This window comes from Rhodococcus sp. 4CII (genome assembly GCF_014256275.1).
GTDB classification, from domain to species: domain Bacteria; phylum Actinomycetota; class Actinomycetes; order Mycobacteriales; family Mycobacteriaceae; genus Rhodococcus_F; species Rhodococcus_F wratislaviensis_A.
The window spans coordinates 64,439-87,273 of sequence record NZ_JACCFE010000003.1 but is presented as its reverse complement, the minus strand read 5'-3'; the positions used below and the strand labels follow the sequence as shown (position 1 = coordinate 87,273).

Sequence of the window (22,835 nt, the reverse complement as noted above, 5' to 3'; positions counted from 1 at the left end):
GTGGCCCCAGCCACATGATCTGGAGAAAACAGTGTCTACTTCGACTATTAAATTCGACCCGACGGATCCTGCGACCCTTCGTAACCCGTATGACACGTTCGCGCGGATGCGGGCCGAGGCGCCCGTGCACTGGAGCGCGGAGCTGTCAGCCTGGTTGGCGGTGGACGCGGAGTCCGTTCAGACGGTGCTCACGACACCGACGGTGTTCTCGGCGAACCGCCTGGTGCCGGTCTTCGACCGGCTCAAGGAAAAGGATCAGGCCTCCGCCGCCGACGTCATGCGGTGGTTGTCGATCTGGATGGTGTTCCAGGACCCGCCGAACCATACCCGGCTCCGCCGCCATTTGGCGGAGGTGATCAACCCGAACATGACCAAGACTCTGCGCGAGCCGATCCAGGAAATCACCACCGAGTTGCTCGACGGCCTCCCGAAGAACGAGTCGTTCGACTTCTACACCGACTTCGGCCTGCAGCTGCCCGGATATGTCGTGATGGACCTGCTCGGCGTCCCTCGGGAGCGGCTGCCGGAGGTCAAACAGTGGTCGGACGAGATGATGTTGTTCATCGGCAGTGCACGCTCGGTGGAGAACAAGTACGGCCGCGCCCGCCACGGCGCGTTGGCGATGGCGGAACTGTTCCGCGGGTTGATCGCGGACCGGAAGGCGGCGCCGCAGGATGATGTGCTGACCCGCATGATCACCAGCGAAATCGACGGCGAGACACTGACCGAGGACGAACTGGTCGCCTCGATGATGATGATCGGCAACGGCGCCCAGGAGACCACCGCGCACTTGATCGGCAATGCCCTGCTGGCGTTGCAGGAGCACCCGGAAACGCTGGCTGAATTGCGCGCCGATCCGGCCAAGGTGACACCCGGGGCGATCGAGGAATTCCTACGCTACGACGGTCCGGTGCTCTCGACAGCCCGGATCGTTGCCGAGGACACCGAACTCGGTGGACAGCACCTGGCCGAGGGCGACCGCATTTTCGCGATCCTTGCTGCCGCCAACCGTGACCCTGCCGTGTTCGATCGACCCGACGAACTCGATCTTCAGCGTCGCCCGAACGCCCACGTTGCGTTCTCCAAGGGTGCACACTTCTGCCTCGGAGCCCCCGTCGCCCGGCTCGAGGCGCAGATCGCTTTGACCGAGATCGTGCGGCGCTTCCCGGACTACCGGATCAGTGAGCCGGTCGAGGAGATCGCGTGGAGCAACTCGATGGTCACCCGTGGCCCCACCCGACTTCCAGTGAAGCTGAGCTGATCCCGTGGAGCACCTAGACGAGCAGTTTCCCCTGGCGCCACTCGATGATCACCTCATTCATCAGACCCCGGATCCGATCAGGGTGGCCTACTCCTCGGACCCCCGGTTCTACGAGCGGTACTGGAATGTCTTCCATGACGAGGTGGGTGATCTGCTGATCGCCGCGGGGGGGACCTTCTACCCGAACCTCGACTTGGCGGAGGCGTACGCGATCGTCAACTACCGCGGCATTCACCGCTCCGTCCGGGCGTTTCGTCCGCTCGGCGTCGACCGCATGGACCTGGAAGTCGGTCCGATCCGGCCGTCTATCGTCGAGGGGCTTCGACGATGGCGGCATGTACTCGCACCCAATGACTGGGACATCTCCTACGAGCTGGACTGGGTCGACCGCAGGCGGCAGGTGTACAGCGCCGCCTACGGATCTCTCAAATCAGCCACCCCCGCGGGTTCGCAGAAGCACGTGACCGCGGGTTTCGAGGGTTTCGGGGATGTGACCGGGTGGGTGCAGATCGGCGACGTCCGGGTCGAATGGCCGGAAGGTGCCGCCCGCGGGACCCGGGATCGGCATTGGGGTATCGGGCGCGGTGTCGGCGGACCCGGAATGCATCCGGGCCGCACGGTGAAGGCCGGCTGGAAGGGCGGGAACTGGATCTGGTTCGACGACTTCGCGATCTGGGGTCGCACCGTCCTCTACGACTTCGGTGATCCCCGCCCGGGAGCGGGAAGGGTGGTCAACGTCGAACGCCGACTCCGGTTCGAGGAAGACACCAAGATCTTCACCGAGGGCGTGATCGACTACACCTTCGACACCGGCGAGCAGCGGCAGGTGCACTTCGAACGGTTGGGTTTCCAGACCGCGTACATGAAGTGCGGCCTCTACGGTGGGAGCCCGGAAACAGGCCTCCACCACGGCGAATACGTCGGAGAGCCGATGGTGGAGGGCGACGAATTCGATGTCCGGGAGGCCTCGGTGCGTTCGAAACTGAGCGGTCTCAATGAGCACCATTGCCGAATCACCTGTGAGGACCGCACCACCACGGGAATCTTGCAACCACTGGAACCGGACGCCTACGAGTCCTGTGCCCGCGGTGAGCGCGGGTGGGCCTTCCTCTGATCACCGGTGTGCCGATCAGAGCCCCCGACCCGGGTGCCGGCCGACTGGCAACCGGATTTTGGACTTGTGCACAAAGGTCAGAGGTGACTAGTCCAAAGAATTTCCCCTTCGTTCCCTAGTGTGGCTACCACCACAGTGTGACTCCCGCACCCGGTGCATGTGCCCCACGGCCGCAGGTCACCACACGCACCGACCTCCCAATCCGCATGAAGCGCTACCACCGCACAGGAGAGCACCCCATGACCCTCGAGTACGACTTCCCCTTGATGTGTCCGGACGTGATCAGCCACAACGGTCGTGTCTTCACAGATCAGACTGCGTTGGTGTGCGGTGACACCCGGATGACCTGGCGCGAGGTCGACGAGGCGACCAATCGGTTCGCCAACACCCTCCGGGAGCTGGGACTGGACAAGGGCGACAAAGTCGCACTCCTGATGCCCGCCTCGATCGACACCTTCATCGCGTTCTGGGGTAGCGCGAAGGCCGGGTGCGTGACCGTTCCGCTCAACGTGTTACTCGACGGCGACTCCCTGGCCCGTCTGCTCAACGATTCCGATGCCGAAATCATTTTCGTCGATTCGCAGACCGCGGCCCAGATCGATTCCGTTCGCTCGACGCTGACCAACATTCCCGCAGATCGGTTCTTCACGTTCGGGGAGACCGGGACGGGATGGTCCGATATCCGGCCCCTGATCGAGGGCGCTTCACCTGAGGCGCCGCCGGTGAAGATCAAGCCGCAGGACACCATCACGATCCTTTACACCTCCGGAACCACCGGGATGCCGAAGGGCATCGAACACACTCATCTCAGCCGGATGATGTACCCCTACGGCTTCGGCATGGGGCTGCGCATCGATCGGTACTCGACCGCCATCCTGGCCACTCCGCCCTACGCGTCGGGTACCTGGATCACGATGATCCCCACGATGTACCGGGGAGGGAAGATCGTGATCTTGGAGAAGTTCACGTCGGACGCATTCCTCGCGGCGGTCGAACGGGAACGGGGAACACACGCCTTCCTCGTGCCCACCCAGTACATCGCGCTGCTCGAGGATCCGCACCTGAGCGACTTCGATGTCAGTTCGATGCAATGCCTGGTCACCTCCGGTCAGCCGATCGCCGAGAAGACCTACAACGCCATCGACCGCGCCTTCGAGAACGCCGGCATCTACGAGGTCTACGGGTTCTCGGAAGGCTTTGCCTACCTGCGCATCCCCGAGGACGCGGCCCAAGGGAAACGGACGTCGGTCGGCAAGCCGATCATGCTCGAGGAGGCACGTATCGTCGGCGACGACGGCACCGAACTGCCCGTCGGGCAGACCGGAGAAATCGTCGCCCGCTCCATCGGCATGATGAAGGGCTACTACAACAACCCGGAGCTGACCGAAGCGGCGACCTGGTACGCACCGGACGGTCGTTCCTTCATGCGCACCGGCGACGTGGGCCACGTCGACGCAGACGGCTTCCTCTACGTCTCCGGGCGCGAGAAGGACATGATCAAATCCGGCGGCATCAACATCTTCGCCGTGGACATCGAGCAGGTGTTCATGCGCCATCCCGACGTCCTCGAGGTCGCGGCGATCGCCAAACCGGATCCCAAGTGGGGAGAGACCCCGATCCTGATCGCCATTCCCCGCGCCGGTGCCGTGATCACCGACGAGGAACTGCGGGTCTGGGGCAACGACCGACTCGCGAAGTATCAACGGGTCAGTGCGGTGATATTCCGAGACGACTTGCCGCGCGCCGTGTACGGAAAAATCCAAAAAGAGGCTCTGCGCCGTGAATTCGGTACCGGCGCACCCATCGAATACGTCGGAGGAACCGCCTGATGTCCACCCCCAACAACACCACGACGGCCCCGGAAACACCGCCGGTCGTCTACCCCGACTACGAAAGCCTGAAACTGGACCGGCCCGCTCCTCATGTGCTGCGTGTCCTGCTCTCCCGCGGCAAGATGAACTCGCTGGACTTCCAGATGCACAAGGACCTCGGATCCATCTGGCGCCTGATCGACGAGGACCCGACCGTCTCGGCGGTCTTGCTGGCGGGCGACGGCCGTGCTTTCTCCGCCGGCGGCGACTTCGACATGGTCCAGCGGATCATCGACGACTACGACTTCCGCTGCCAGATGTGGAAGGAAGGTCGCGCACTGGTGCAGAACATGCTCGACTGCACCAAACCGATCGTCTCCGCGATCAGTGGCCCCGCCGCCGGAGGCGGGCTGGCCGCAGCACTACTCGCCGACGTCACTGTCGCGGGACGAACAGCGAAACTGGTCGACGGACATACCACCCTCGGCGTCGCCGCCGACGACCACGCCGTCGCACTCTGGCCTCTGCTGTGCGGCATGGCCAAAGCCAAGTACTACCTCATGACCAGCGACGCAATTACCGGCGAGGAAGCCGAGCGCATCGGATTGGTGTCGTTCTGCGTGGACGACGACGAGGTCGATGCTCACGCCCTCGAGATCGCGATCCGCCTGTCCCAAGGGGCGCCAAGCGCGATCCGATTCACCAAACTTGCTCTCAACAACTGGATTCGGGCCGCCTGGCCGTCGTTCGAGGCGTCACTCGCCTTCGGAATCCTCGGCTTCACCGGCCCCGAAGCCAAAGAGGGACTCGCCGCGCTGCAGGAAAAGCGGCCACCCGTATTCGAGCAGCGCTCCTACATCTGATCACCGACGACCACACCAGAAGGACGACCACACATGTCAACTCAGCCTTTTACCGCTCCGCCCCGATCCAATCGGGCTCTGCAGGATCGGACCTACATCGTGACCGGAGCGGGTGGTGGCATCGGTGGCGCCGCGGTAGCACGACTCCTGCGCGTGGGTTCGAACGTCGTCGGGGTTGATCTGAGCTCGCGACGACTGGCGGAGACGGAGGACAAGACCAAAGATCTGCCCGGGAAGCTGAAGACGATCAAGGTCGATGTGACCACCGAGTCCGGCACCCAGGACGCCGTCAATTACGCGTTGTCCGAGTTCGGCACCGTGCAAGGCATCGCCAACGTCGCCGGTGGCATGGTCAACATCAACCAGGAGGTGTATGACCTCCCGTTGTCGGACATCTCACTCGACTACTTTGCCGGAACATTCGCACTCAACGTCAACAGCGCCTTCCTGTTGTCGAAGGCGATCGAAGGACATTTCTACGACGAGGGTTACGGCAAGATCGTCAACGTCGCCTCACTGGCCGCCTTCGCCAACCGCCCCGAGCTCGGCAACGCCGCCTACAACTCCGCAAAGGCCGCCGTCGTCGGATTGACTCGCAGCTTGAGCATGTCGATGGGCCGCAAGGGCGTCCGCGCCAATTGCATCGCCCCGGGCCTGGTCCTGAGCGAGCGCGTCAAGTCGTGGATCGAACCGGGCTACCACGAGCGCCACCTCGCCTACACCGCACTCGGTGACCTGGCTACCCCGGAAGATCTGGGCGAGGGAATCGCCTTCTTCCTCGAACCACAGTCCGACGCCGTCACCGGTGAGGTCATGCGAGTCGCGGCCGGGGTGCGCTGACCATGGACGATTCGGAGATCGGCGAGCGGATCGAGGAGCTGCTGCGCGTCTCGATCACCGGTGTTCGCGACGTGCGGGCCGACGGCGTCGAGCGTGTCTTCGGCGGCAATGCCCGACGCGCATGGGCATCGACGGTCCGTTGGACCGACCAATCCGGTGCCAGCCGCTCCGAATCGGTCATCATGCTCAGCCGCACGAACGGATCACAGGTCGACGCCGACCCAAAATGGGAGTTCGGTGTTCTCAGCGCACTCGGGCACTCGGCGACTCGCGCACCACGCGCCTTCGCGCTCGACGCGGACGGCTCCGTGGTCGGGGCGCCGTCGATCCTGCTCGAGCGGATGCCTGGACGCGCCGATCCGCTCGGCTTCCTGCGATCCGAGGACCGCGAAGGTGGCCGAAAGCTGACCCTCGACCTCGCCCGGGCCGCCGCGGAACTGCACTCCTCGGACTGGGAAGGACTCGGCCTCGGTGACATCCTCGCGTCCGGACCCACCGACCGCAGTCCACTCGCCCAGATCGAATCCTGGGAAGCCCAGTTCCGGACCAGCCGCATGGAGCCTCATCCAGCACTGGGTTACGTATTCGGGTGGCTGAGGGAAAACCTGCCGGAGCCGACCCGAATCAGCGTGGTGCATGGGGATTTCCGTCCGGGGAACTTTCTGTACCAAGACAACATCGTGGTCGCGTTGTTGGACTGGGAGATGGCGCATCTCGGTGACCCGGTCGAAGATCTCGCCTGGGCGTACCGTGCGCTGTGGAGTCCTGAAGGATTTGTCGGCCTCGAGGAATTCGTCCGTTCGTACGAGGAGTTCGGCGGACCGAAGGTGACCGAACACGCGTTGCGGTTCTACCGGGTCTTCTCCGAAGTGAAGTTCGCAACCATCTCCCTAAAGGCGTCACGTTCGTTCGCCGATGGTGTCAGCGGGAACCTCCGCTTGGCGGACCGCGCCGCGACCGTCACCGCATCGCTCAAACGCAGCTTGAATTGGATCGCCGACGACGGGAAAGGATGGGCCTGGTGCTGAAACCCACGACCACAGAACTGCTCGGCGGGGTACGTCGCGGCCTGACCGAGGACGTCCTCCCGAAGGTGTCCGACGGGGGCGCCGCCCGCCAACTTCGGGCGGCACTGCACATCCTCGGCAGACTCGAACGCTCCTGGGATCGGATGCCGGCGTACCTGGCGGCTGACAATGACGACATTGCAGCAACCTTGAGCATCGCCCTCGCCGACGTCGCCGCCGCCGCAGCCGGGGCGGATTACAGCGACCTCTTTACTCGCCTCGCAAAAGCAACCGGCGGCAACGGTACGGATACACAGCAGTACCGAGTGCACGACCACAGACTGGCCATGGAAATGGCCGTCAACGAAGCCCTTCAGGGCCTCCTCGAAGACTTCGACCACCGCTGGCGTTCAGACCAGTCGCTGGACGGAGTTCTGCGCGAACAACTCGACCGAAGAATATTAGAACTGTACTTGCGCATGGTTGAGCGCGAAGCACAAGCGGCAGGAACCGACGATGACCACTAGCGGAAGTATCAGGACCGACAGCATGACCCAACCTCATGACGTGACCGGATTCGACGTCCTCGTCGAGACCGTGCACGAGGAGTCCGACGGAGTTCGATCCTTGTCCTTGGTTACGCCCGACGGCCGGCCTTTGCCCGGTTGGGATCCCGGCGCACATATCGATCTGGTGTTGGACGACGGACTCGAGCGGCAGTACTCCCTGTGCGGGTCCCGAGACGACCGGTCCCGTTGGCGGGTAGCGGTCCTGCGCGCCAGTGAGAGCCGGGGCGGCTCCGAATGGGTTCACGATCGGATCCGAGCGGGTGACCACCTCCGGGTTCGCGGCCCCCGTAACAAGTTCCCGCTGAAATCCGCGCGCAAGTACGTTTTCATCGCAGGTGGAATCGGCATCACCCCCCTGCTGCCGATGATCGACGAACTCGACGTGATGCGTCCGGATACACCGTGGACTCTTGTCTACGGCGGCCGGCGCCGCGAATCCATGGCGTTCCTCTCCGAACTCGACCGCTTCGGTGACAAGGTAGAGGTCTGGCCCGAAGAGGAGCGGGGCCTGATCGACCTCGACACCGTTCTCGGTACCCCGCAATTCGGGACGGCCATCTATTGCTGTGGTCCGGAACCTTTGATCAAAGCCGTCGAACGCCTCTCGCGCTCCTGGCCCCCCGGATCACTGCACGTGGAACGATTCCAAGCCCCCGTCAACCCGGGGACAGATCCTCTCCGTGATGCGACGTTCGAGGTCGTCGCAACACAGTCCGGAGTAACCGCACAGGTACCCGCCGGCCAAACCATCGTCGACGTGCTCGCCGGTTACGGCATCGATATTCCCGTCTCCTGCGGTGAAGGAGTCTGCGGAACCTGCGAGACCAAAGTGCTCGAAGGCATTCCTGAGCATCGAGATGCTGTGCTCACCGAGGAGCAACGCGCATCCGGAGAGGTCATCACGCCCTGCTGCTCCAGGTCGAAAACCCCTCGCATCGTCCTCGACGTATAGCCATCTCCCCAGTTGGCTTTAGCAAAGCCCGTTTTCGGCGCGCGTTGATAACCTCTCGTGGTCGACACGTGTCGTCCCAACGAGGAAACGCGTGCGAGCAGGTGGCTCCTGAGTGAACTGGATAGACGGCGAGGGGCACCCCTTTCATCGCATTAATTCCTGTGGATGGGTAACTTTCAGGCGACCTCGGATTCAGCGTTGGCGGGCTCGGCGGCCTCGGTGACCGGGGTGATGTCGGTGGGTCGTTCGAGCAGTCTGCCCTTGTTGAACACCGCGCCGGCGCGAACGAGCGCGACCAGATGCGGTGCGTTGACCGCACGCCAGCGCGCCTGGGCTGCGTCGATAAGCTTGTAGGCCATGGCAAGTCCCGCCGCACGGGATCCGGGCCCCTTAGTGACCTTCGTCCGGAGCCGCACCGTCGCGAAAGTAGACTCGATGGGATTTGTCGTGCGTAGATGCACCCAGTGCTCGGCCGGATACTTGTAGAACTCGAGCAGCACGTCCATGTCGTCGGCGATCTTCGCGACCGCCTTCGGATACTTCGCGCCGTAGTCGAGTTCGAAGGCTCTGATCGCCACTTGCGCCTTGTCGATGTCCTCGGCGTTGTAGATCTCCTTCATCGCCACAAGTGCACCCGGGTGCGCCGCCTTCGGTAGCACAGCAAGCACGTTGGCCTGCTTGTGGAACTAGCAGCGCTGCTGCACGGGGGTTTCGGGGAACACCTCGCGCAGCGCCCTCCAGAACCCCAGCGCGCCGTCACCGACCGCGAGGACGGGAGCGGTCATGCCGCGGCGTCGGCAACCGCGCAGCAGGTCCGCCCACGACTCGGTCGGTGAGGGCGACGAGCTTCTTCCGGCCGTCCGCGCGGACCCCGATCATTCCCCCAAGCACTGCAGGGAGGGACCCCACCAGCAGGTGTCCTGCTCAAGCCTCACCTTGAGGTGATGCCGTCGACCCACAGATAGACGAAGTCGGTGACCGAGTGGTCCCGACCATGGAAGGCCTTGGCCTCGTCCTGCCACTGGGTCGTCAACCGGGTGATCGAGGCCGCCGAGAGCCCGGCGCCCGATCCGAGGAACTGCTCGAGGGCCGGCCCGAAGTCGCTGGTGGAGAGCCCGTGCAGATACAGCAGCGGCAGTACCTCGTTCATCTGCGGGGACTTGCGCACCCAAGCACCGTTGGGAAGGTCAGACTCTCAGGCCGCGGCTATTCGCCGCGGCCTGAGAGCTTCGCACCTTCTTGACCGGCGTCGGCGGGTGGGTGTGTGCGGTCGGCGGAGGAGCAGCTGGATGCTTGACGCTCTGCAGACAGCCGTTGAGTCGCACGGGCGATTCTTCTGATGTCCAGTCGTTCTGTAGAGACCCCCGACAATTCAGTCTGCTCTCAGCAGGTTCACCACCTACTGCAGTGGTGTATCGAAGGTTTCCCGAACGGCAAATGCGGCACATGCTGACAGTGCGACGATGGCCATCGCATAGAACGCCGGCATCGTTGCGCCAGCGGCGCCGGCCAGCGCGGCCAGCACGACCGGAGTGGGGCCCGAGAACAGCGTGGTCGCGATCTGCCAGCCCAACGACAATCCGGTGTACCGGTTGGCGGTAGTGAATAGCTCGGTAAGGAGCGGGAGCACCGCCGTTACATTGGCTGCCATAAGCGGCGTGACGATGACCATACCCAAGACAGCAAGAGCAATACTGCCATGTGATACCAACAGGAAGGATGGATAGATTACGAGGACAAGCGCGATCGTCGAGGCGATCAACTGTGGGCGGCGACCTACCTTGTCGGTCAGCTTTGCGAAGGGAACGATTGCCAGGCAGTAGGCGGCCAGTCCCGAGAACGTGATGAGTTGGGCATCGGCGGCCTCGAAATTCCCGAATTGCTTCAAAGCTGATGGCATATAGATGAAGTAGACGGCCAGCAAGCTTGCGTTCGTGGCCGCGAGTCCAATTGCGAGTATCACCGTCTTGTAGTCACGTTTGACAGTAGTTGCCAGAGGTTTGTTTACCGCCTTTTCTTGCGAGCTCAGCGCAGCAAAGTGCGGGGTCTCCTCAAGTTTGAATCGGATGTACAGGCCGACAAGACCAAGCGGTAGGGAGAGCAGTAAGGGGATACGCCATCCCCATGAGAGCATGGATTCCTCCGGCAGCATCCGTGTAAGGGAGAGAGCCACGATTGATCCGGTAAGAAGTGCAAGACCAGTTGTGAGAGCTATGAATCCGACGTAGAACCCACGCTTGTCGGGTGGGGAGAACTCGGCGATCAGCGAGGTTGCGCCACCGTATTCGCCACCGGCTGAGATCCCCTGTAGGACACGAAGCACGGTGAGCAGTATCGGGGCGAAGAGACCGATCTGTGCATATGTCGGTAGAAGTCCGATCGCTGCGGTCGCAAGGGTCATCATCAAGATGACGACGGCGAGTACGGTTTTGCGTCCGTACTTGTCGCCAAGCGGGGAGAAGATTACCGCGCCCAGCGGACGCGCGACGTAGCTCGCAGCAAAAGCCCCGAAGGTGAGCAGTAAGCCGACGAGGGGATTGTCGGAGGGGAAGTACGCATGGGCGATGTACACAGCGACATACCCGTATACGACAAAGTCGTAATACTCGACGTATGTGCCGAAGCTGGCCGCAACAATTGCCCTCCTGGCGCTGCGGGTAACTGTGCTGCCCGCACGAGTGGTAAGCGTGCTTTCCGATACCATCTGGCTTCTCTCTGGAGTAGGGGCGTGGGACTCGAGCCCGATACGAGCCCCATGGATGTTGATGGAGATATTTCCTGTCCGGCTCTTTTCCACGTTTCCTGTGAAGGAGAGTGTCAGGTTCATGATCCATGTCTGAACAGGTGGGATTCTGAGACGTGACGCGGCCGGCGTTGTTTCGCTGTTGCCCTGGGTGGTCAATGAAACATCCACCCGGTGCAGCGGTGGTGTGTGGTCCCGAAAGTTCCGTACGCTCTTCACACCTCGTATGCGAATGTACTCGGACAGCTGATGGGTGTCGGCTGGATTTGGATGGCACTGAGAGCGCGCGGTCTTTGCGGTGGTCCCGAAGCTCGCATGTGACGATCGTCTCATCAACGCCGAGGAGACGGCTTTTCTTGGGATGCACCCATTGTGCGCAAGTCCAAAAACCACGTGACCGGGTGTACCTTGCCGTTCACCCATGGGCCCAGTGAAACCGCCCCGCTGCCATTCTGATCTGAGACACGAACGGGCCGCGATCTGGATGCCCTCCACAATGGGCGACCGGCCGCAAGTGGCATTTCTGCCGCATTCCTAACTCAAGTTAAGGCATGTCGTCGACGCCGATCAGTTCGATGGCAGGAACGTCGAGGCTGCCTTCCGGTGAGCCGGCAACGCCCTCAAGTCAACGGCAAAGGACGTGGAACTTACCTCGTGTAGTTCTCGTCGATCTTGTCGGTCGCACGCCCGTGCTGACCTGCGTCCTTTGCAAAGTCTTGTCGCCGAGGGATTCTCACTAAGTTGTCAGAATCTCGGACATTTCGGTGACGTCCAGGTCGCTGAACTGGGGTAACGCGCAAAGTTCGCGACCTACTGAAACGAAATCGAGAAAACTGACACCGGCGGTGAGAACCTACACATCGGCCTGTAAAAGACCATTTCAGGCCGCAACATCGTGTCACTCATGGTTTGTGCGCACTCGGTGACGATAATTTCAGTTATCGCACCGTAGGCGACGCTATCTCTGCGTCGAGACCATTTCTCCGTCAGTCGATTTCGGAGTCGAGGATGACGAGGAGGTCGGCGAGGAGTTTGTCGGCTTCGTCTTCGATGCCGTCGAGGATGTCGGTGACGTTCTCGAGGTGGGTGTGGGCGTTGCGGCGGGCGGCGATGCCGCGGTCGTAGTAGCCCTGGTCGAGTTCGACATCGACCACGACCGTGACCACCGCGTTCTCGTGTGACACCGTGGGCGGCCTGGCCGGAGGCCGCTTGTGTATCGGCGCCTGCCCGGCCAGATGCGCCCGGGCCAGGCCGGCGATGGAGTGCCCTGTCAACGGGGTCGGATCGAAGGGGGTGTGGCCCCACCTGTCGATGGGTGTGAGCAGCGGCCGTTCGTCGCGGCGCGCGCTGTCCGCAAACACCGACAGGCTCGCACCTCTATCGAGGCGGCCGGCGAGGAGTTGGGTGCTCGGATACCGGTCCAGAAAGCCGAGCACCTCCACCCAATTCCAATACACGGCGGTGGGTTCGACACCGGATTCGGCGGTGACACGCACCCAGTTTTCCTCCCGTGTCCTGAGGACGAGCGCGTCGCGCTCGACGGTGACGTCGGTGCGCCGCAGGCGGGCGATCTCCTCGAATCCCAGACCCGCGGCGGCCAGGGTGAGAATGAGGGCGTCGCGGCGCCCGAACAACCCACCCGGCCACCCGGTCACCGGAAGCTGTGACACCACCTGCGCCACCCGCTCCCCCACCCGGGCAAGCCGGTCCGCGCGCGCGGCGTTGACCAGCTGCCGGATCGCCTCCGCGCGCCCCGGCGCCGGCAACCCGGCTCCGGTGTGGACTGCATTGATCGCGGTAATCCGGCGACGCTGCGTCCCATCGGCCGCCGGATGGTCGGCGAGGAACTCCGCCAGCACCGACGGATACGCGGGCAGCACCCGGTGCTCGCAGGCGGCACACCAATCGACGAACAGTGCCCAGTCGTGCCGGTACCGCCGCGGCACCACCGGATCCGGGCTGTTACCCACCGATCGAGGGGCAGTGGCGCAGTCGACGTACATGCTCAGAGTCCGATGTCGGCGACGGCGTTTCCGACGAGGGGTGCGTGTTCGCGGGCGTAGAGCTCCACCATCGCCGAGGTGGTGTGCCCGGTCTGGCGCATGATCGCGTGCGCGTCGGCGCCGTTGCGGAACGCCTGGGTGACGAACCCGGCCCGCAGCGAGTGCCCACCGAGCTGGGCGACGATGTTCTCGTCGTAGCCCGCGGCCTGGGCGCGGCGGCGGATCGCCGCGTGCACCGACGCCCCCGACAACGCGGTCTCGGAGAGGTTGCCGTTCTTGGCGATCGACCGGAACAACGGCGCCCGAGCTCGCATGCGCGGCAACGCGACCCGGCAGACATGGCCCTCGAACGGCGGCGCGGTGCGCAGCCACCGGATCACCCCGGGTCGCCCGGCCAGATCGAACGCGGCGACGACCTGCGCCCACCGCACATACGCGCACGGCGGGCAACTGTGATGGCTGGTGGTGAACGGCAACGCCCGCACCATGCCTGCGCCTTCCCGGTCCGTCTTCGACCGCCGCAACCGCACACGCACTCCATCGAGCCGGTGCACGGTGACGTCCCCACAGTGCAGGGCGACGAGGTCGCTGCGCCGGAAGGCCCAGCGAAACCCATCAACAGCAACGCACTGTCGCGGCGCTCGTGGACCTCGGTCGCCCACCCGGTAACAGCATGCCGGGCGGATCGGACGATGGTGACGATGTCCTCGACAAGCAGCGGCGACCGGGGATTGCGGGGCCGGTCGCCGTTGGTGGCGTACGTGCGGCGAATCCCCGACAGCGTCGCGGTCACCAGCGTCTCGGTGCACGGGTTTCGCAGGTTCGCGGTGCGGTGGTAGTGCCCGATCACCGACACCCACCGGTTCAACGTCGACGATGAATACGCCTTCTCCCCCGCGCCGGTGAGCGTGTCGGCGGCGTCGACCAGATACGCGGCCACGGTCGCCGGGTGCGCCGGCAACGCAGAGTGGCCGTGGGTGTGGCACCAGCTGCGGAAACGGCGCCAGTCCGAGGCGTAGACGCGGCGGGTGCCCGCCGATTGTGACGCCTCGAGCGCCCCGGCGATCTGCGCCACCGCCTGCTCCGACAGCTGCGGTACCGCACCCCACGCCTGATCGGACCTCGGCTCGGCTGGGGCGCTGGCGGTTACCTCGATCGTCACACCGGGAATCTACCCACGGTCACCGACACCACCGGTGACCCGCCGGTCAATGCCGAAAGCGAGATTGCTCGTCGGTCTGCATCGCCAGCACGGCAGCGAACGCGGTGATCAGCAAACCCAGCAGAAGAAGCACATTCATCGCGGCGCCCTCACTTCGTGGTGTCAGCGCGGACCCGTCCGGCGGACCGGTCGGCGCCGTCGGCGAACATGGCCTCGATCCTCGCTTTGATCTCCGCGGTACTCATGCCGCCGCTGCGCCGCACCAGCGGCCGCGAGGGGATCGAAGACGCCGGAATCATCGAGGCTGTGGTCATGCGCGCCCTACCTTTTCGTATCCGCGGACTCGGCACATCCGTTTGATGTGCACGCCCGTCACAGTGATGTGACTTGCTTCACATTTTCTGTAGTGAAGGTTGTACATCACCAAAGCGATCCACGCCAACTCTTCCCTGCCGCAGCACAGTTGACGTCCTTACGACCCCAGTCGCGGCGCGAGCCGCCGCCGCGGGACCTGGGCAACTCTGCGGCTACCGCGGTGCGCTAGAAATGGGGACGTGAGTTCACAGCAGGTGTTCGATGGGGAACCGCAACGGGTCGGCAGCTTCCGCTTCTTCTTGGACGGTCAGCGGTGGGAATGGTCCGATGCGGTCGCCCGGATGCACGGCTACCAGCCCGGCGAGATCGTCCCCACCACCGAACTGCTGCTGTCCCACAAGCACCCCGAGGACCACCCGCACGTGGCGCGAGTCCTGGACCGGATGATCAGCGCCGCCGAACCGTTCAGCAGCAAACACCGCATCCTCGACACCGCCGGGGAGATCCACCAGGTCGTCGTCGTCGGGGACCGCCTGTGCAACGACACCGGTGCTGTGATCGGGACGACCGGGTTCTACATCGACCTCACCGACTCCTACCGCGACGAGGTCAAGGAGTCGGTCGACGAGGCGGTCGCCGAACTCGAACAGTCACGGGTGGTGATCGAGCAGGCCAAGGGTGCGCTGATGCTGGTCTACGGCATTCCCGCCGACCGGGCCTTCGATGTCCTCGTCTGGCGCTCTCAGGAGACCAACACCCGGCTACGCCTCCTCGCAGAGGTGCTCATCGCCGGATTCGGCCAGTGCGAACCCGGCGCAACTCTGCGCACCCAGTTTGATCACCTGCTGCTCACCGCCCACGAACGAGCAGGGCGCCCGGTGTAGACCGCGGCGGTTGTCCAAGTTTTGTGTCGGTAGGAACCCTAACCAGACGCATTTCCGCAGGTCATAAGATTGGCTGACCGATCCACTACTTCCAGGTCTGGAAATCCGACAGAATGCCGGGAAGCCAGCTCCGCCAAACTGATTGGAAAACCCAGGTCACCGACATGAACCACCGACGTCGGACGTGGAACCTACACCTGCGTTCCCGACGATTCATCGTGAACACCGTGACTGTCGCGGACGCTCCGCAAAGTGTAGCCGTCACGCGGCACACCTCGCCTCGCTCCCAGTCAGTTGAAGACGCAGCCTTGGCCTGATCCGGGCATCACCCAAATCGAGGAATAGCTCGCATCGAACTCCTCGATTGCCGAGGCACTGTCCCGCGAATCCACACCCCAGGTCTAGGGTGACCATGTGGCCGGACTGTCCTCAATCAATAGAGCATTCAACCGTGTTCCCAGGCGCGCCGAGTCGAGGGTATCGACGCAACTCAAAGACACTTTCGTTGATTCGGGAGTTGCAGCGGCGCTTGAGTCGATCGACCACCAGGTTGTGTACGGCAGGCGCGGCACCGGAAAGACCCACGCGTTCGCCTACCTCGCTGCGACGCGCGCCGAAGCTGGAGACATAGGTATATACGTCGACCTACGAACCGTAGGTTCAGCAGAAGGATTGTTCGAATTCGAGCAGATAACACCGGTCGAGCGAACAGCACGAATTCTCGTCGATCTCCTGGGCCAGGTTCACGACGCGGTGCTCAACGCGGTGCTCGATGACGACGCTCTCGTTGCAGACGAGTCCTTCGTAACAAGGTTGGACACGTTCCTTACATCACTGACAGGGATCAGGGTCGTAGGTCCAGTTGAGAGTACGGTCGAGAAAGAGGACACGACGAGCAGCGCGAGCTCGGTAAAAGCGGGCCTCGCCTTGCCGCAGCCGACTCTCTCGATGACTGTTGCTGCCGAGTCCGGAGGATCGAACAGGGACAGACAGGTTGAGGTGCGCCGTGGCCAGGAGCGGATAAGCCTCAACTTTGCTGACGTCGCACGAGCTTTGCGCGAGCTAGCCGCGTCGCTCTCTGCTAGACGAATCTGGCTCTTGCTTGATGAGTGGAGCAGTCTCCCTCTCGACGTGCAGCCGTACCTTGGCGCATTCCTCGTACGCTGTGTGACTCCGGTGCAGGCATTTACGGTAAAGATCGCCGCGATTGAGCAACAGACTCGATTCCGTCATGTTCTGGAGGGGGGCACGACAATTGGAATCGAACTCGGCGCGGATTTCGCTGCGAACATCAACCTCGATGAGTTCATGGTATTCGAGCAGGACGCACAGCGAGCCCGCGACTTCTTTCGCGGTCTACTTTTCAAGCACCTTACCGCTGGTGTCGACGATGACGAACGCGTTGATGGACTCAACTCTGAAAGTGACTTGATTTCTTTGGGTTTCACGGGATATCGAGTCTTCGACGAGCTTGTTCGCGCCGCTGAGGGCGTTCCGCGAGACGCAATCAATATCGCCGCTAAGGCTGCATTCAGGGCAAGCGATCGAACGATCTCGATGCCAGATGTTCGCGCGGCCGCCCGCCAGTGGTTCCAAGCCGATAAGGAAGGCGCTCTACGTGGCGTCCCAGCTGCCCATGAGCTCTTGAACTGGGTAATCGACAAGGTAATCCGAGAGAAGAGAGCCCGCGGATTTCTTGTGAACCAACGATCGGCCGGCGCCCCGCTGTTGACTGCTTTGTTCGATGCCCGAGTGTTGCACCTCGTGCGGCGTGGTTATTCGGCACAGGATGCGCCGGGTGAGCGATATGACGTCTACGTGATCGACTATGGCGCGTACGTGGACTTGATCAACACCCAGAATGCACCCCAGGGCATGCTGCCATTGAACGAAGAGTTTACTGACGGTGGGTGGGTCGAAGTCCCGGAGCAAGACTTGCGTGCCCTGCGGCGAGCGATCCTGGACATCGATACCTTTGTCCAGTCAACATCAACACCCGGTTAAATCAAGCGAGCAGAGCGGCATGCGAGCGGGCCACGAGGCCTGCGTGAAAAGTCCACTCCGCGCTCCCGAATGGGCAAGGTCGGGTGGCTTTCCGATGGACGCTGATAGCGCGGGTGCCGTCGCCGGTGGTGACCGCACCGACGACTCCTCGCCAGGGCGGTGGCTACGCAGCCATATGCGGAAGATCTCCAACTCGCACGGCGACAGCGAGCGCCGCCGCGCGGCGGTTCCGCGACAGAGTCGGGCATGGGGCCAGGTTCAGGAGTCATACGATCCCACCTTCGCGAGCGGCATTTGGAAACGCACCCTGTTCACTTGAGGCTGCGTGCCACCCGTATAGGTCCATTCGAGCCCATCAGGATTGTCCGTTTTGTCCACTGTTCACCGCGGTGAACAAACCGTACCTGAAGTCGGGTTTGAGGATGCGTGGGCGATGTTCCAGGGGCGCGTCGCTGACGGTGCCTGGTGAAGATTGGTTATCGTCGGAGGCCTGTAGAACCAAGGGGGTGCGCGACCATGACATCTTCGACAGTCACCGACGTGTCGACGGTGCTGATGATCGACTCTGCGTCTGCGTGGGACCGGGACGACGCTTTCTCCGTCATCCCGCTGGCCGGTGGCCGCGGGTGGGCGATCGAAGTTCATATCGCCGGCGTCGCCGACGTCGTGAACCTGGGCTCGGTCGCCGACGAGCAGGCGTTCCTGCGGGCGGAGACCCGGTATCTGCGCAACCGCACCATCCCGATGCTCGGCGAAACGGCCGAGCAGGCCGCCACCCTCACCGCAGAATCCCGTCGCACCAGCCTGCGGATCACCGGCACCGTCACCACCGACGGTCGGTTGGTCGATGTCACCGTCGGCCGCGGGGAGATTCCGTCGGGTCGGTGTGTGGCGGTTGATCACGCCGAGGTGCCCACCATTCTCACCGACCCGGCACATCCGCTGCACCCCCAGTTGGCCGCGGCGGATGCTGCCACCCAGGTGCTGCTGACCGCCCGCCGCGACGGCGGGGCGCTGGCGTTCTACGACCTCACCCGCGGCTGGGCGAGCAGCGAGGACGGAGTCATCGTGGCGATCGCCGCCGAACTGCGGACCGTCGCCTACGTCATCGTGCAGGAGATGATGATCGCCACCAACGAGGCGGTGGCGTTGTGGTGCGTTGAGCAGGGGTTGCCGATCCTGTTCCGCAACCACCGCGCCAACCCGGTCGCCGGCAGCACCGATGAGCTGATGCACGAGATCGCCGCCGCGGCCGGGGACCCGGATCTATTCGCGAAACTACGCGGCCGACTTCTGTCCGCACTGCGGGCCGCGACCTACGATCCGACCGTGCACGGCCATTACGGCCTCCGCCTGAGCGCTTACACCCACGTCACCTCACCGCTGCGTCGGGTGGCCGACCTGATCAACCAGCGAATCATCTTCGCCCACCTCGACCACACCCCCGCCCCCTACACCACGGATCAGTTGGCCGCCCTTGGCTCGGACCTGAACCGGCGCACCCGCGCCGCCCGGGAGGCGAAGAAGAATCACTTCAAACACGCCGACCAACGCATCATCGCCGAGCAGGCCACCGCCGATCTCACCGCCCTCGACAGTCGCCGATTCCACAAGGTCCTCAAAGCCGCAGCCGCCGGACCGCTTCGGGCCGAACTCGCCGCCGAGCTCGCCCGCCGAGTCGACGCCGACCTGCTGACCGCCCCGGACGTCGCGGTCCTGATCGACGCCGCCGACCCCACCTGGCTTCCCCTCCAACTCCGCGTCCTGGACACCCTCGCCGACACCCACCCGGAGATGAGTCCCAGCGTGGCGTCGGTATGGCGGCAAGCCCACCCCGAACAACCGCCCACCGACGTGGAGATCCGGCGCAACGGCGCCGACCACAACCCACTGTTCGCCGCCCGCGCCACCCACCTGAACATTCGCGGACCGTGGGCCACCGCAACTGCGAAGAAGCCGGCCGAACAGGTCGCCCTCTGGGCGGCGGTGCGCGCGCAACTAATCGGCACCGACCACCCCGACACGGCACCGGACTGGCCCACCACCGAGCCATCCCCGCAACCCACGACTCCCCCACTGACGCCGCAGGTTTCCGGTCCCGCCAAATCCGCGGAACCAGACCGTACGGCCACGCTGGCCGCCCTGAACGTGGACGGGGCGAGGAAGTCCAAAGCTCTGTCGAACCCCATCGCTTGGCTGATGAGTCTCGCTCAGAACAACAACCAGCCCCCACCTGAGTGGAACTTCCGCACGGAGGGGCCCGCGCACGCACCTCGGTTCACCGCCACCGTGCACCTCGCCGGCCACACTGCCACCGTCGACGCGACCACGAAAACCGCGGCGAAGACCGCGGCGGCCGCCGCGCTCATCGAGGCACTCTTCGTGCAGCACTAAAGCTATAAATGTCCGTTTTGTCCGTTGTTTACCGCGGTAAACAACGGACAAAACGGACATTATCGAGGCCGGTTAGATGATCCGCGCATCATTCCGCCGCCCGGCCGCGTGTCGGGCACGACCCGCGCGCCCGGTGCCGTACCGTGCATCCCGTCCGAAGTAGCCCACATCGGTGGGTGAAGCAAACGGAAAGGGTCCCATGACCATTCATGTCCTTCTCAATCAGAAGGGCGGCGTCGGAAAGAGTACCGTCGCCGTCAATCTCGCCGCCGTCACCGCGGACGTTCTCAACCAGGATGACGATCCCGATGCCACCTCCCCCGTGGCAGCGGTCTCCGTCGACCCGCAGGGCTCGGCGATCTGGTGGGCCGACCGCCTCGACAACCTGCCGTTTCATGTCGTGCAGGCCCACGACGACCTCAACGGGCTCCGCCAGTTGGGTCAACTACCCGGCATCCGCCACGTGTACGTCGACACTCCCGGCTGGATCGACCTCAACGCCGCCGACGACACCTCCGACCCACTCGGCCGCGGACCGGCCGCCGACGCGCTGCGGACCGTCCTCGATGTTGCCGATCACGTCATCGTGCCGATGGAAACCGAGCCGCTGTCCTTCGATCCGACCGCCCGCACCATCCGAAAGATCCTCGAGCCCCGCGGCATTCCGTACACGGTGGTGATCAACAACTGGGACCCTCGCGACGGCAAGCTCGATCTCGAGGAAACGAAGGAGTTCATCCGCGCGAACAAGTGGCCGCTGGCGAAAACCGTGATCCGGCACTACAAATTGCATGCCCGAGCGAGCGCAGATGGCCTGGTGGTCACCGAATACCCCGCCAACCGGGTGGCGCTGCAGGCCCGGGAGGACTTCTACCGGCTGGCTCTGGAGCTGCGGATCGACGGTGGTCGGTGATGGCACGCGGCACCCGTACCAACCTCGCAGCCCTCGCCGGCGTCGTCGGCGACAACTCCCCCGTCGACCGGCCCTCCGCCGGCGCGACACCGACCAACGTGCCACTGAGCGAGCTGGCCCCGAATCCGCGCAATCCACGTGACGACCTCGGCGACCTCAGCGATCTAGTCTCGATCACCGGCACTCAACTCCAACCCGCCCTGGTGGTCACCCGGGACGCCTACCTGCGGCTGTATCCGGAGGACGAAACCAAGATCGGGCTCGCCCGGTGGGTGGTGATCAACGGTTGCCGGCGCCTGGCCGCCGCCGAAAACTTCGGGCGCCCCAACCTCGATATCGTTGTCAAGGACGAGGTCGCCAAGGACCGGGTCACCCTGCTTGCGGCGGCGGTCATCGAGAACGTCGGCCGCCGCGACTTCGACGTCATCGAAGAGGCCAAGGCAGTCGAACTTCTGATCAGCGAGTGCGGGACCGTCGAGCAAGCCGCCATGAAGCTTGCGAAGTCCAAGGGATGGATCTCTCAACGGCGGGCCCTGCTTAGACTCACCCCCGAGCTGCAAGCCGCGCTCCGCAACGGAGAACTCGCCGTCCGAACTGCCCGCTCACTCGCCCAGGTCCCACCCGAGGCCCAGGTCCAAGCCTGGGCCGCCGAACAAGAGCGGGACCACAAGACGCCCGACCCGGATCCCACTCCTGACCCCGAAAACCGTGAGCCAGCACGAACTCCCGTCACCGCAGCGAAGGTCACGCGCACCTTCCGCCGCCTAGAGGCCGACCCCGTCACGCTCGCCGACGCCCTGGTCGACTACCTCGACGCCGACGGACTGCAAACACTCATCCTGGCACTCACCGATCGACGCTGATCCAGGACCCTCCTGGGGCTGTTCGCCACACGTGAACAGCCCCAGTACCGAAAATCCCTGCTGCACAACTGCGTGCCGAGCACAAAGTGTGGACGACCTAACGGTTCCGACGACGTGCGTTTCGTCGACTATGCCTGCGTCTACCCATTTCTAGGGTGAGCAGTAGTTGACGGTCGCGATCATCAATTCGTCAGCTGTTACCGAGCCGCCCGCGGACGCGAAACGGGCTGAGCGCCTTCCTGCGGTCACCAGGGTCCGTTTTGGCCATGGCCATACCGGTACACCGGAGAACGGTGCTCCACGGCGAACCTACGGCTGGTGAGTCGACTCCGACCCGTTCGTTATAGATGTTCGGTTGAAAATTCCGGTACGACGCGCCGGAAAACGAACTACGTGAGATGTCGGCCCGTTCGGCGATACTGCGAGCATGAAAATCGGCTACGCACGGTGTTCGACCGCCCGACAAGACGTCGCCGGCCAAGTTGCATGGCTCGGCAAGCTCGGCGTCGACGGCGCTCAGGTCTACACCGATCACGGCTACACCGGACGCAACCGGAAACGGCCGGCGCTCGCCAGGGCGCTCGAAGTCTGCCGCAGCGGCGACCAGCTCGTGGTGACCAAGCTCGACCGCCTCGGACGCTCGGCCCGCGACCTCCACCAGATCGTCGACGGACTCGTCGAGTGCAACGTAGCCCTCAACATCGACGGCACGGTGTATGACCCAACCGATCCGATGGGCAAGATGTTCATCGGGTTTCTGGCGATCATGGCCGAATTCGAGTCAGACCTCAATCGTCAGCGCACGAAGGCCGGCGTCGAGGTCGCGAAGGCCAAGGGCAAGATGCGCGGCAAGCAGCACAAACTGTCACCGCTCCGCCGCAACCTCCTGCTACGGGACCACGAGACCGGCCGATTCACCGTCGATGACCTGTGCGCGGGCTACGACCTCAAGAAGACGGCCCTGTACGAGAACCTCAAGCTCGCACGCAATGAACGCGCAGGCGCGGCACCGCAGCCCGAGTCGGCGAAGGATGAATCTGGGTCTGGGGATCTGGGGGCGTCGGTGTTCGGGGACCCGGTCGGCGGTCGATGTGCGACTACCCGCTCGTGACGGTGGCCGAACCCGTTTGCAAACAG

The 22,835-nt window shown here is 63.8% G+C and carries 17 protein-coding genes and 2 pseudogenes; 14 read left to right on the top strand and 5 right to left on the bottom strand.

Going from position 1 to position 22,835, the window contains the following annotated elements; genetic code table 11:
* Positions 1–31 precede the first annotated feature (31 nt).
* From H0B43_RS37050 to H0B43_RS37015, 8 genes are all read left to right on the top strand, one after another.
* Positions 32–1,261: a cytochrome P450 gene (locus H0B43_RS37050; RefSeq protein WP_185730346.1), complete on the top strand. Its 1,230-nt coding sequence runs from the start codon at positions 32–34 to the stop codon at positions 1,259–1,261.
* A gap of 4 nt (positions 1,262–1,265) precedes the next feature.
* The gene (locus H0B43_RS37045; RefSeq protein ID WP_185730347.1) at positions 1,266–2,375 is read left to right on the top strand and encodes a hypothetical protein; all 1,110 of its coding nucleotides are present in this window, start codon (positions 1,266–1,268) and stop codon (positions 2,373–2,375) included.
* Between the two features lie 239 nt (positions 2,376–2,614).
* Positions 2,615–4,204 carry a class I adenylate-forming enzyme family protein gene (locus tag H0B43_RS37040; protein WP_185730348.1) on the top strand — a complete coding sequence of 530 codons (1,590 nt, stop codon included), beginning with the start codon at positions 2,615–2,617 and terminating at the stop codon, positions 4,202–4,204.
* Positions 4,204–5,049 carry an enoyl-CoA hydratase/isomerase family protein gene (locus H0B43_RS37035; protein ID WP_185730349.1) on the top strand — a complete coding sequence of 282 codons (846 nt, stop codon included), beginning with the start codon at positions 4,204–4,206 and terminating at the stop codon, positions 5,047–5,049. The genes H0B43_RS37040 and H0B43_RS37035 overlap by 1 nt, the downstream gene beginning before the upstream one ends.
* A 33-nt stretch (positions 5,050–5,082) precedes the next feature.
* Entirely contained in the window at positions 5,083–5,889 is an 807-nt protein-coding gene (locus H0B43_RS37030) for an SDR family NAD(P)-dependent oxidoreductase (RefSeq protein WP_029539784.1), read from the top strand.
* Between the two features lie 2 nt (positions 5,890–5,891).
* Positions 5,892–6,917: a phosphotransferase family protein gene (locus H0B43_RS37025; protein ID WP_185730350.1), complete on the top strand. Its 1,026-nt coding sequence runs from the start codon at positions 5,892–5,894 to the stop codon at positions 6,915–6,917.
* Positions 6,902–7,423 carry a hypothetical protein gene (locus tag H0B43_RS37020; protein ID WP_185730351.1) on the top strand — a complete coding sequence of 174 codons (522 nt, stop codon included), beginning with the start codon at positions 6,902–6,904 and terminating at the stop codon, positions 7,421–7,423. The genes H0B43_RS37025 and H0B43_RS37020 overlap by 16 nt, the downstream gene beginning before the upstream one ends.
* Positions 7,424–7,445: 22 nt before the next feature.
* Complete coding sequence (locus H0B43_RS37015) at positions 7,446–8,417, top strand: PDR/VanB family oxidoreductase (protein WP_185730352.1); 972 nt, start codon at positions 7,446–7,448, stop codon at positions 8,415–8,417.
* Positions 8,418–8,593: 176 nt separating this feature from the next.
* Here H0B43_RS37015 and H0B43_RS37010 read toward each other — a convergent pair.
* The 5 genes and pseudogenes from H0B43_RS37010 to H0B43_RS36990 all read right to left on the bottom strand — a co-directional run.
* A pseudogene (locus H0B43_RS37010) lies at positions 8,594–9,591 on the bottom strand (IS256 family transposase); the annotation flags it as partial.
* Positions 9,592–9,816: 225 nt separating this feature from the next.
* Positions 9,817–11,244: an MFS transporter gene (locus H0B43_RS37005; RefSeq protein WP_252190339.1), complete on the bottom strand. Its 1,428-nt coding sequence runs from the start codon at positions 11,242–11,244 to the stop codon at positions 9,817–9,819.
* A 902-nt stretch (positions 11,245–12,146) separates the two neighbouring features.
* Positions 12,147–13,130 (bottom strand): hypothetical protein, encoded by a 984-nt coding sequence (locus H0B43_RS37000; protein WP_312034109.1) that lies wholly within the window; start codon positions 13,128–13,130, stop codon positions 12,147–12,149.
* Positions 13,131–13,165: 35 nt separating this feature from the next.
* Positions 13,166–14,325: pseudogene (locus H0B43_RS36995) on the bottom strand (site-specific integrase).
* A gap of 149 nt (positions 14,326–14,474) precedes the next feature.
* Positions 14,475–14,639, bottom strand: a complete 165-nt coding sequence (locus tag H0B43_RS36990; RefSeq protein ID WP_185730449.1) for a hypothetical protein — start codon at positions 14,637–14,639, stop codon at positions 14,475–14,477.
* Positions 14,640–14,879: 240 nt separating this feature from the next.
* On the opposite strand from H0B43_RS36990, the gene H0B43_RS36985 reads away from it, so the two are divergent.
* The 6 genes from H0B43_RS36985 to H0B43_RS36960 all read left to right on the top strand — a co-directional run bounded on the left by H0B43_RS36985 (position 14,880) and on the right by H0B43_RS36960 (position 22,809).
* Positions 14,880–15,524, top strand: coding sequence for a PAS and ANTAR domain-containing protein (locus H0B43_RS36985; RefSeq protein ID WP_185730354.1), 645 nt, complete (start codon positions 14,880–14,882; stop codon positions 15,522–15,524).
* 414 nt (positions 15,525–15,938) lie between these two features.
* On the top strand, positions 15,939–17,528 hold the full coding sequence (locus H0B43_RS36980; RefSeq protein WP_252190340.1) for an ATP-binding protein: 1,590 nt from the start codon (positions 15,939–15,941) through the stop codon (positions 17,526–17,528).
* 516 nt (positions 17,529–18,044) lie between these two features.
* Entirely contained in the window at positions 18,045–19,922 is a 1,878-nt protein-coding gene (locus tag H0B43_RS36975; RefSeq protein WP_185730355.1) for an RNB domain-containing ribonuclease, read from the top strand.
* 199 nt (positions 19,923–20,121) lie between these two features.
* A complete protein-coding gene (locus H0B43_RS36970; protein ID WP_185730356.1) occupies positions 20,122–20,835 on the top strand; it encodes a ParA family protein in 714 nt (237 codons plus the stop codon).
* Complete coding sequence (locus H0B43_RS36965) at positions 20,835–21,698, top strand: ParB/RepB/Spo0J family partition protein (RefSeq protein WP_185730357.1); 864 nt, start codon at positions 20,835–20,837, stop codon at positions 21,696–21,698. Before H0B43_RS36970 ends, H0B43_RS36965 begins: the two co-directional genes overlap by 1 nt.
* Before the next feature lie 427 nt (positions 21,699–22,125).
* Positions 22,126–22,809: a recombinase family protein gene (locus H0B43_RS36960; protein WP_185730358.1), complete on the top strand. Its 684-nt coding sequence runs from the start codon at positions 22,126–22,128 to the stop codon at positions 22,807–22,809.
* The last annotated feature ends 26 nt before the right edge of the window (positions 22,810–22,835 follow it).

Bases quoted from the DNA above. Each gene is read 5' to 3' on its own strand.
- H0B43_RS36960 (WP_185730358.1), top strand. From the start codon at position 22,126: ATGAAAATCGGCTACGCACGGTGTTCGACCGCCCGACAAGACGTCGCC.
- H0B43_RS36975 (WP_185730355.1), top strand. From the start codon at position 18,045: ATGACATCTTCGACAGTCACCGACGTGTCGACGGTGCTGATGATCGAC.
- H0B43_RS36965 (WP_185730357.1), top strand. From the start codon at position 20,835: ATGGCACGCGGCACCCGTACCAACCTCGCAGCCCTCGCCGGCGTCGTC.
- H0B43_RS37015 (WP_185730352.1), top strand. From the start codon at position 7,446: ATGACCCAACCTCATGACGTGACCGGATTCGACGTCCTCGTCGAGACC.
- H0B43_RS36970 (WP_185730356.1), top strand. From the start codon at position 20,122: ATGACCATTCATGTCCTTCTCAATCAGAAGGGCGGCGTCGGAAAGAGT.
- H0B43_RS37025 (WP_185730350.1), top strand. From the start codon at position 5,892: ATGGACGATTCGGAGATCGGCGAGCGGATCGAGGAGCTGCTGCGCGTC.
- H0B43_RS37040 (WP_185730348.1), top strand. From the start codon at position 2,615: ATGACCCTCGAGTACGACTTCCCCTTGATGTGTCCGGACGTGATCAGC.
- H0B43_RS37005 (WP_252190339.1), bottom strand. From the start codon at position 11,244: ATGAACCTGACACTCTCCTTCACAGGAAACGTGGAAAAGAGCCGGACA.
- H0B43_RS37020 (WP_185730351.1), top strand. From the start codon at position 6,902: ATGGGCCTGGTGCTGAAACCCACGACCACAGAACTGCTCGGCGGGGTA.
- H0B43_RS37030 (WP_029539784.1), top strand. From the start codon at position 5,083: ATGTCAACTCAGCCTTTTACCGCTCCGCCCCGATCCAATCGGGCTCTG.
- H0B43_RS36990 (WP_185730449.1), bottom strand. From the start codon at position 14,639: ATGACCACAGCCTCGATGATTCCGGCGTCTTCGATCCCCTCGCGGCCG.
- H0B43_RS37035 (WP_185730349.1), top strand. From the start codon at position 4,204: ATGTCCACCCCCAACAACACCACGACGGCCCCGGAAACACCGCCGGTC.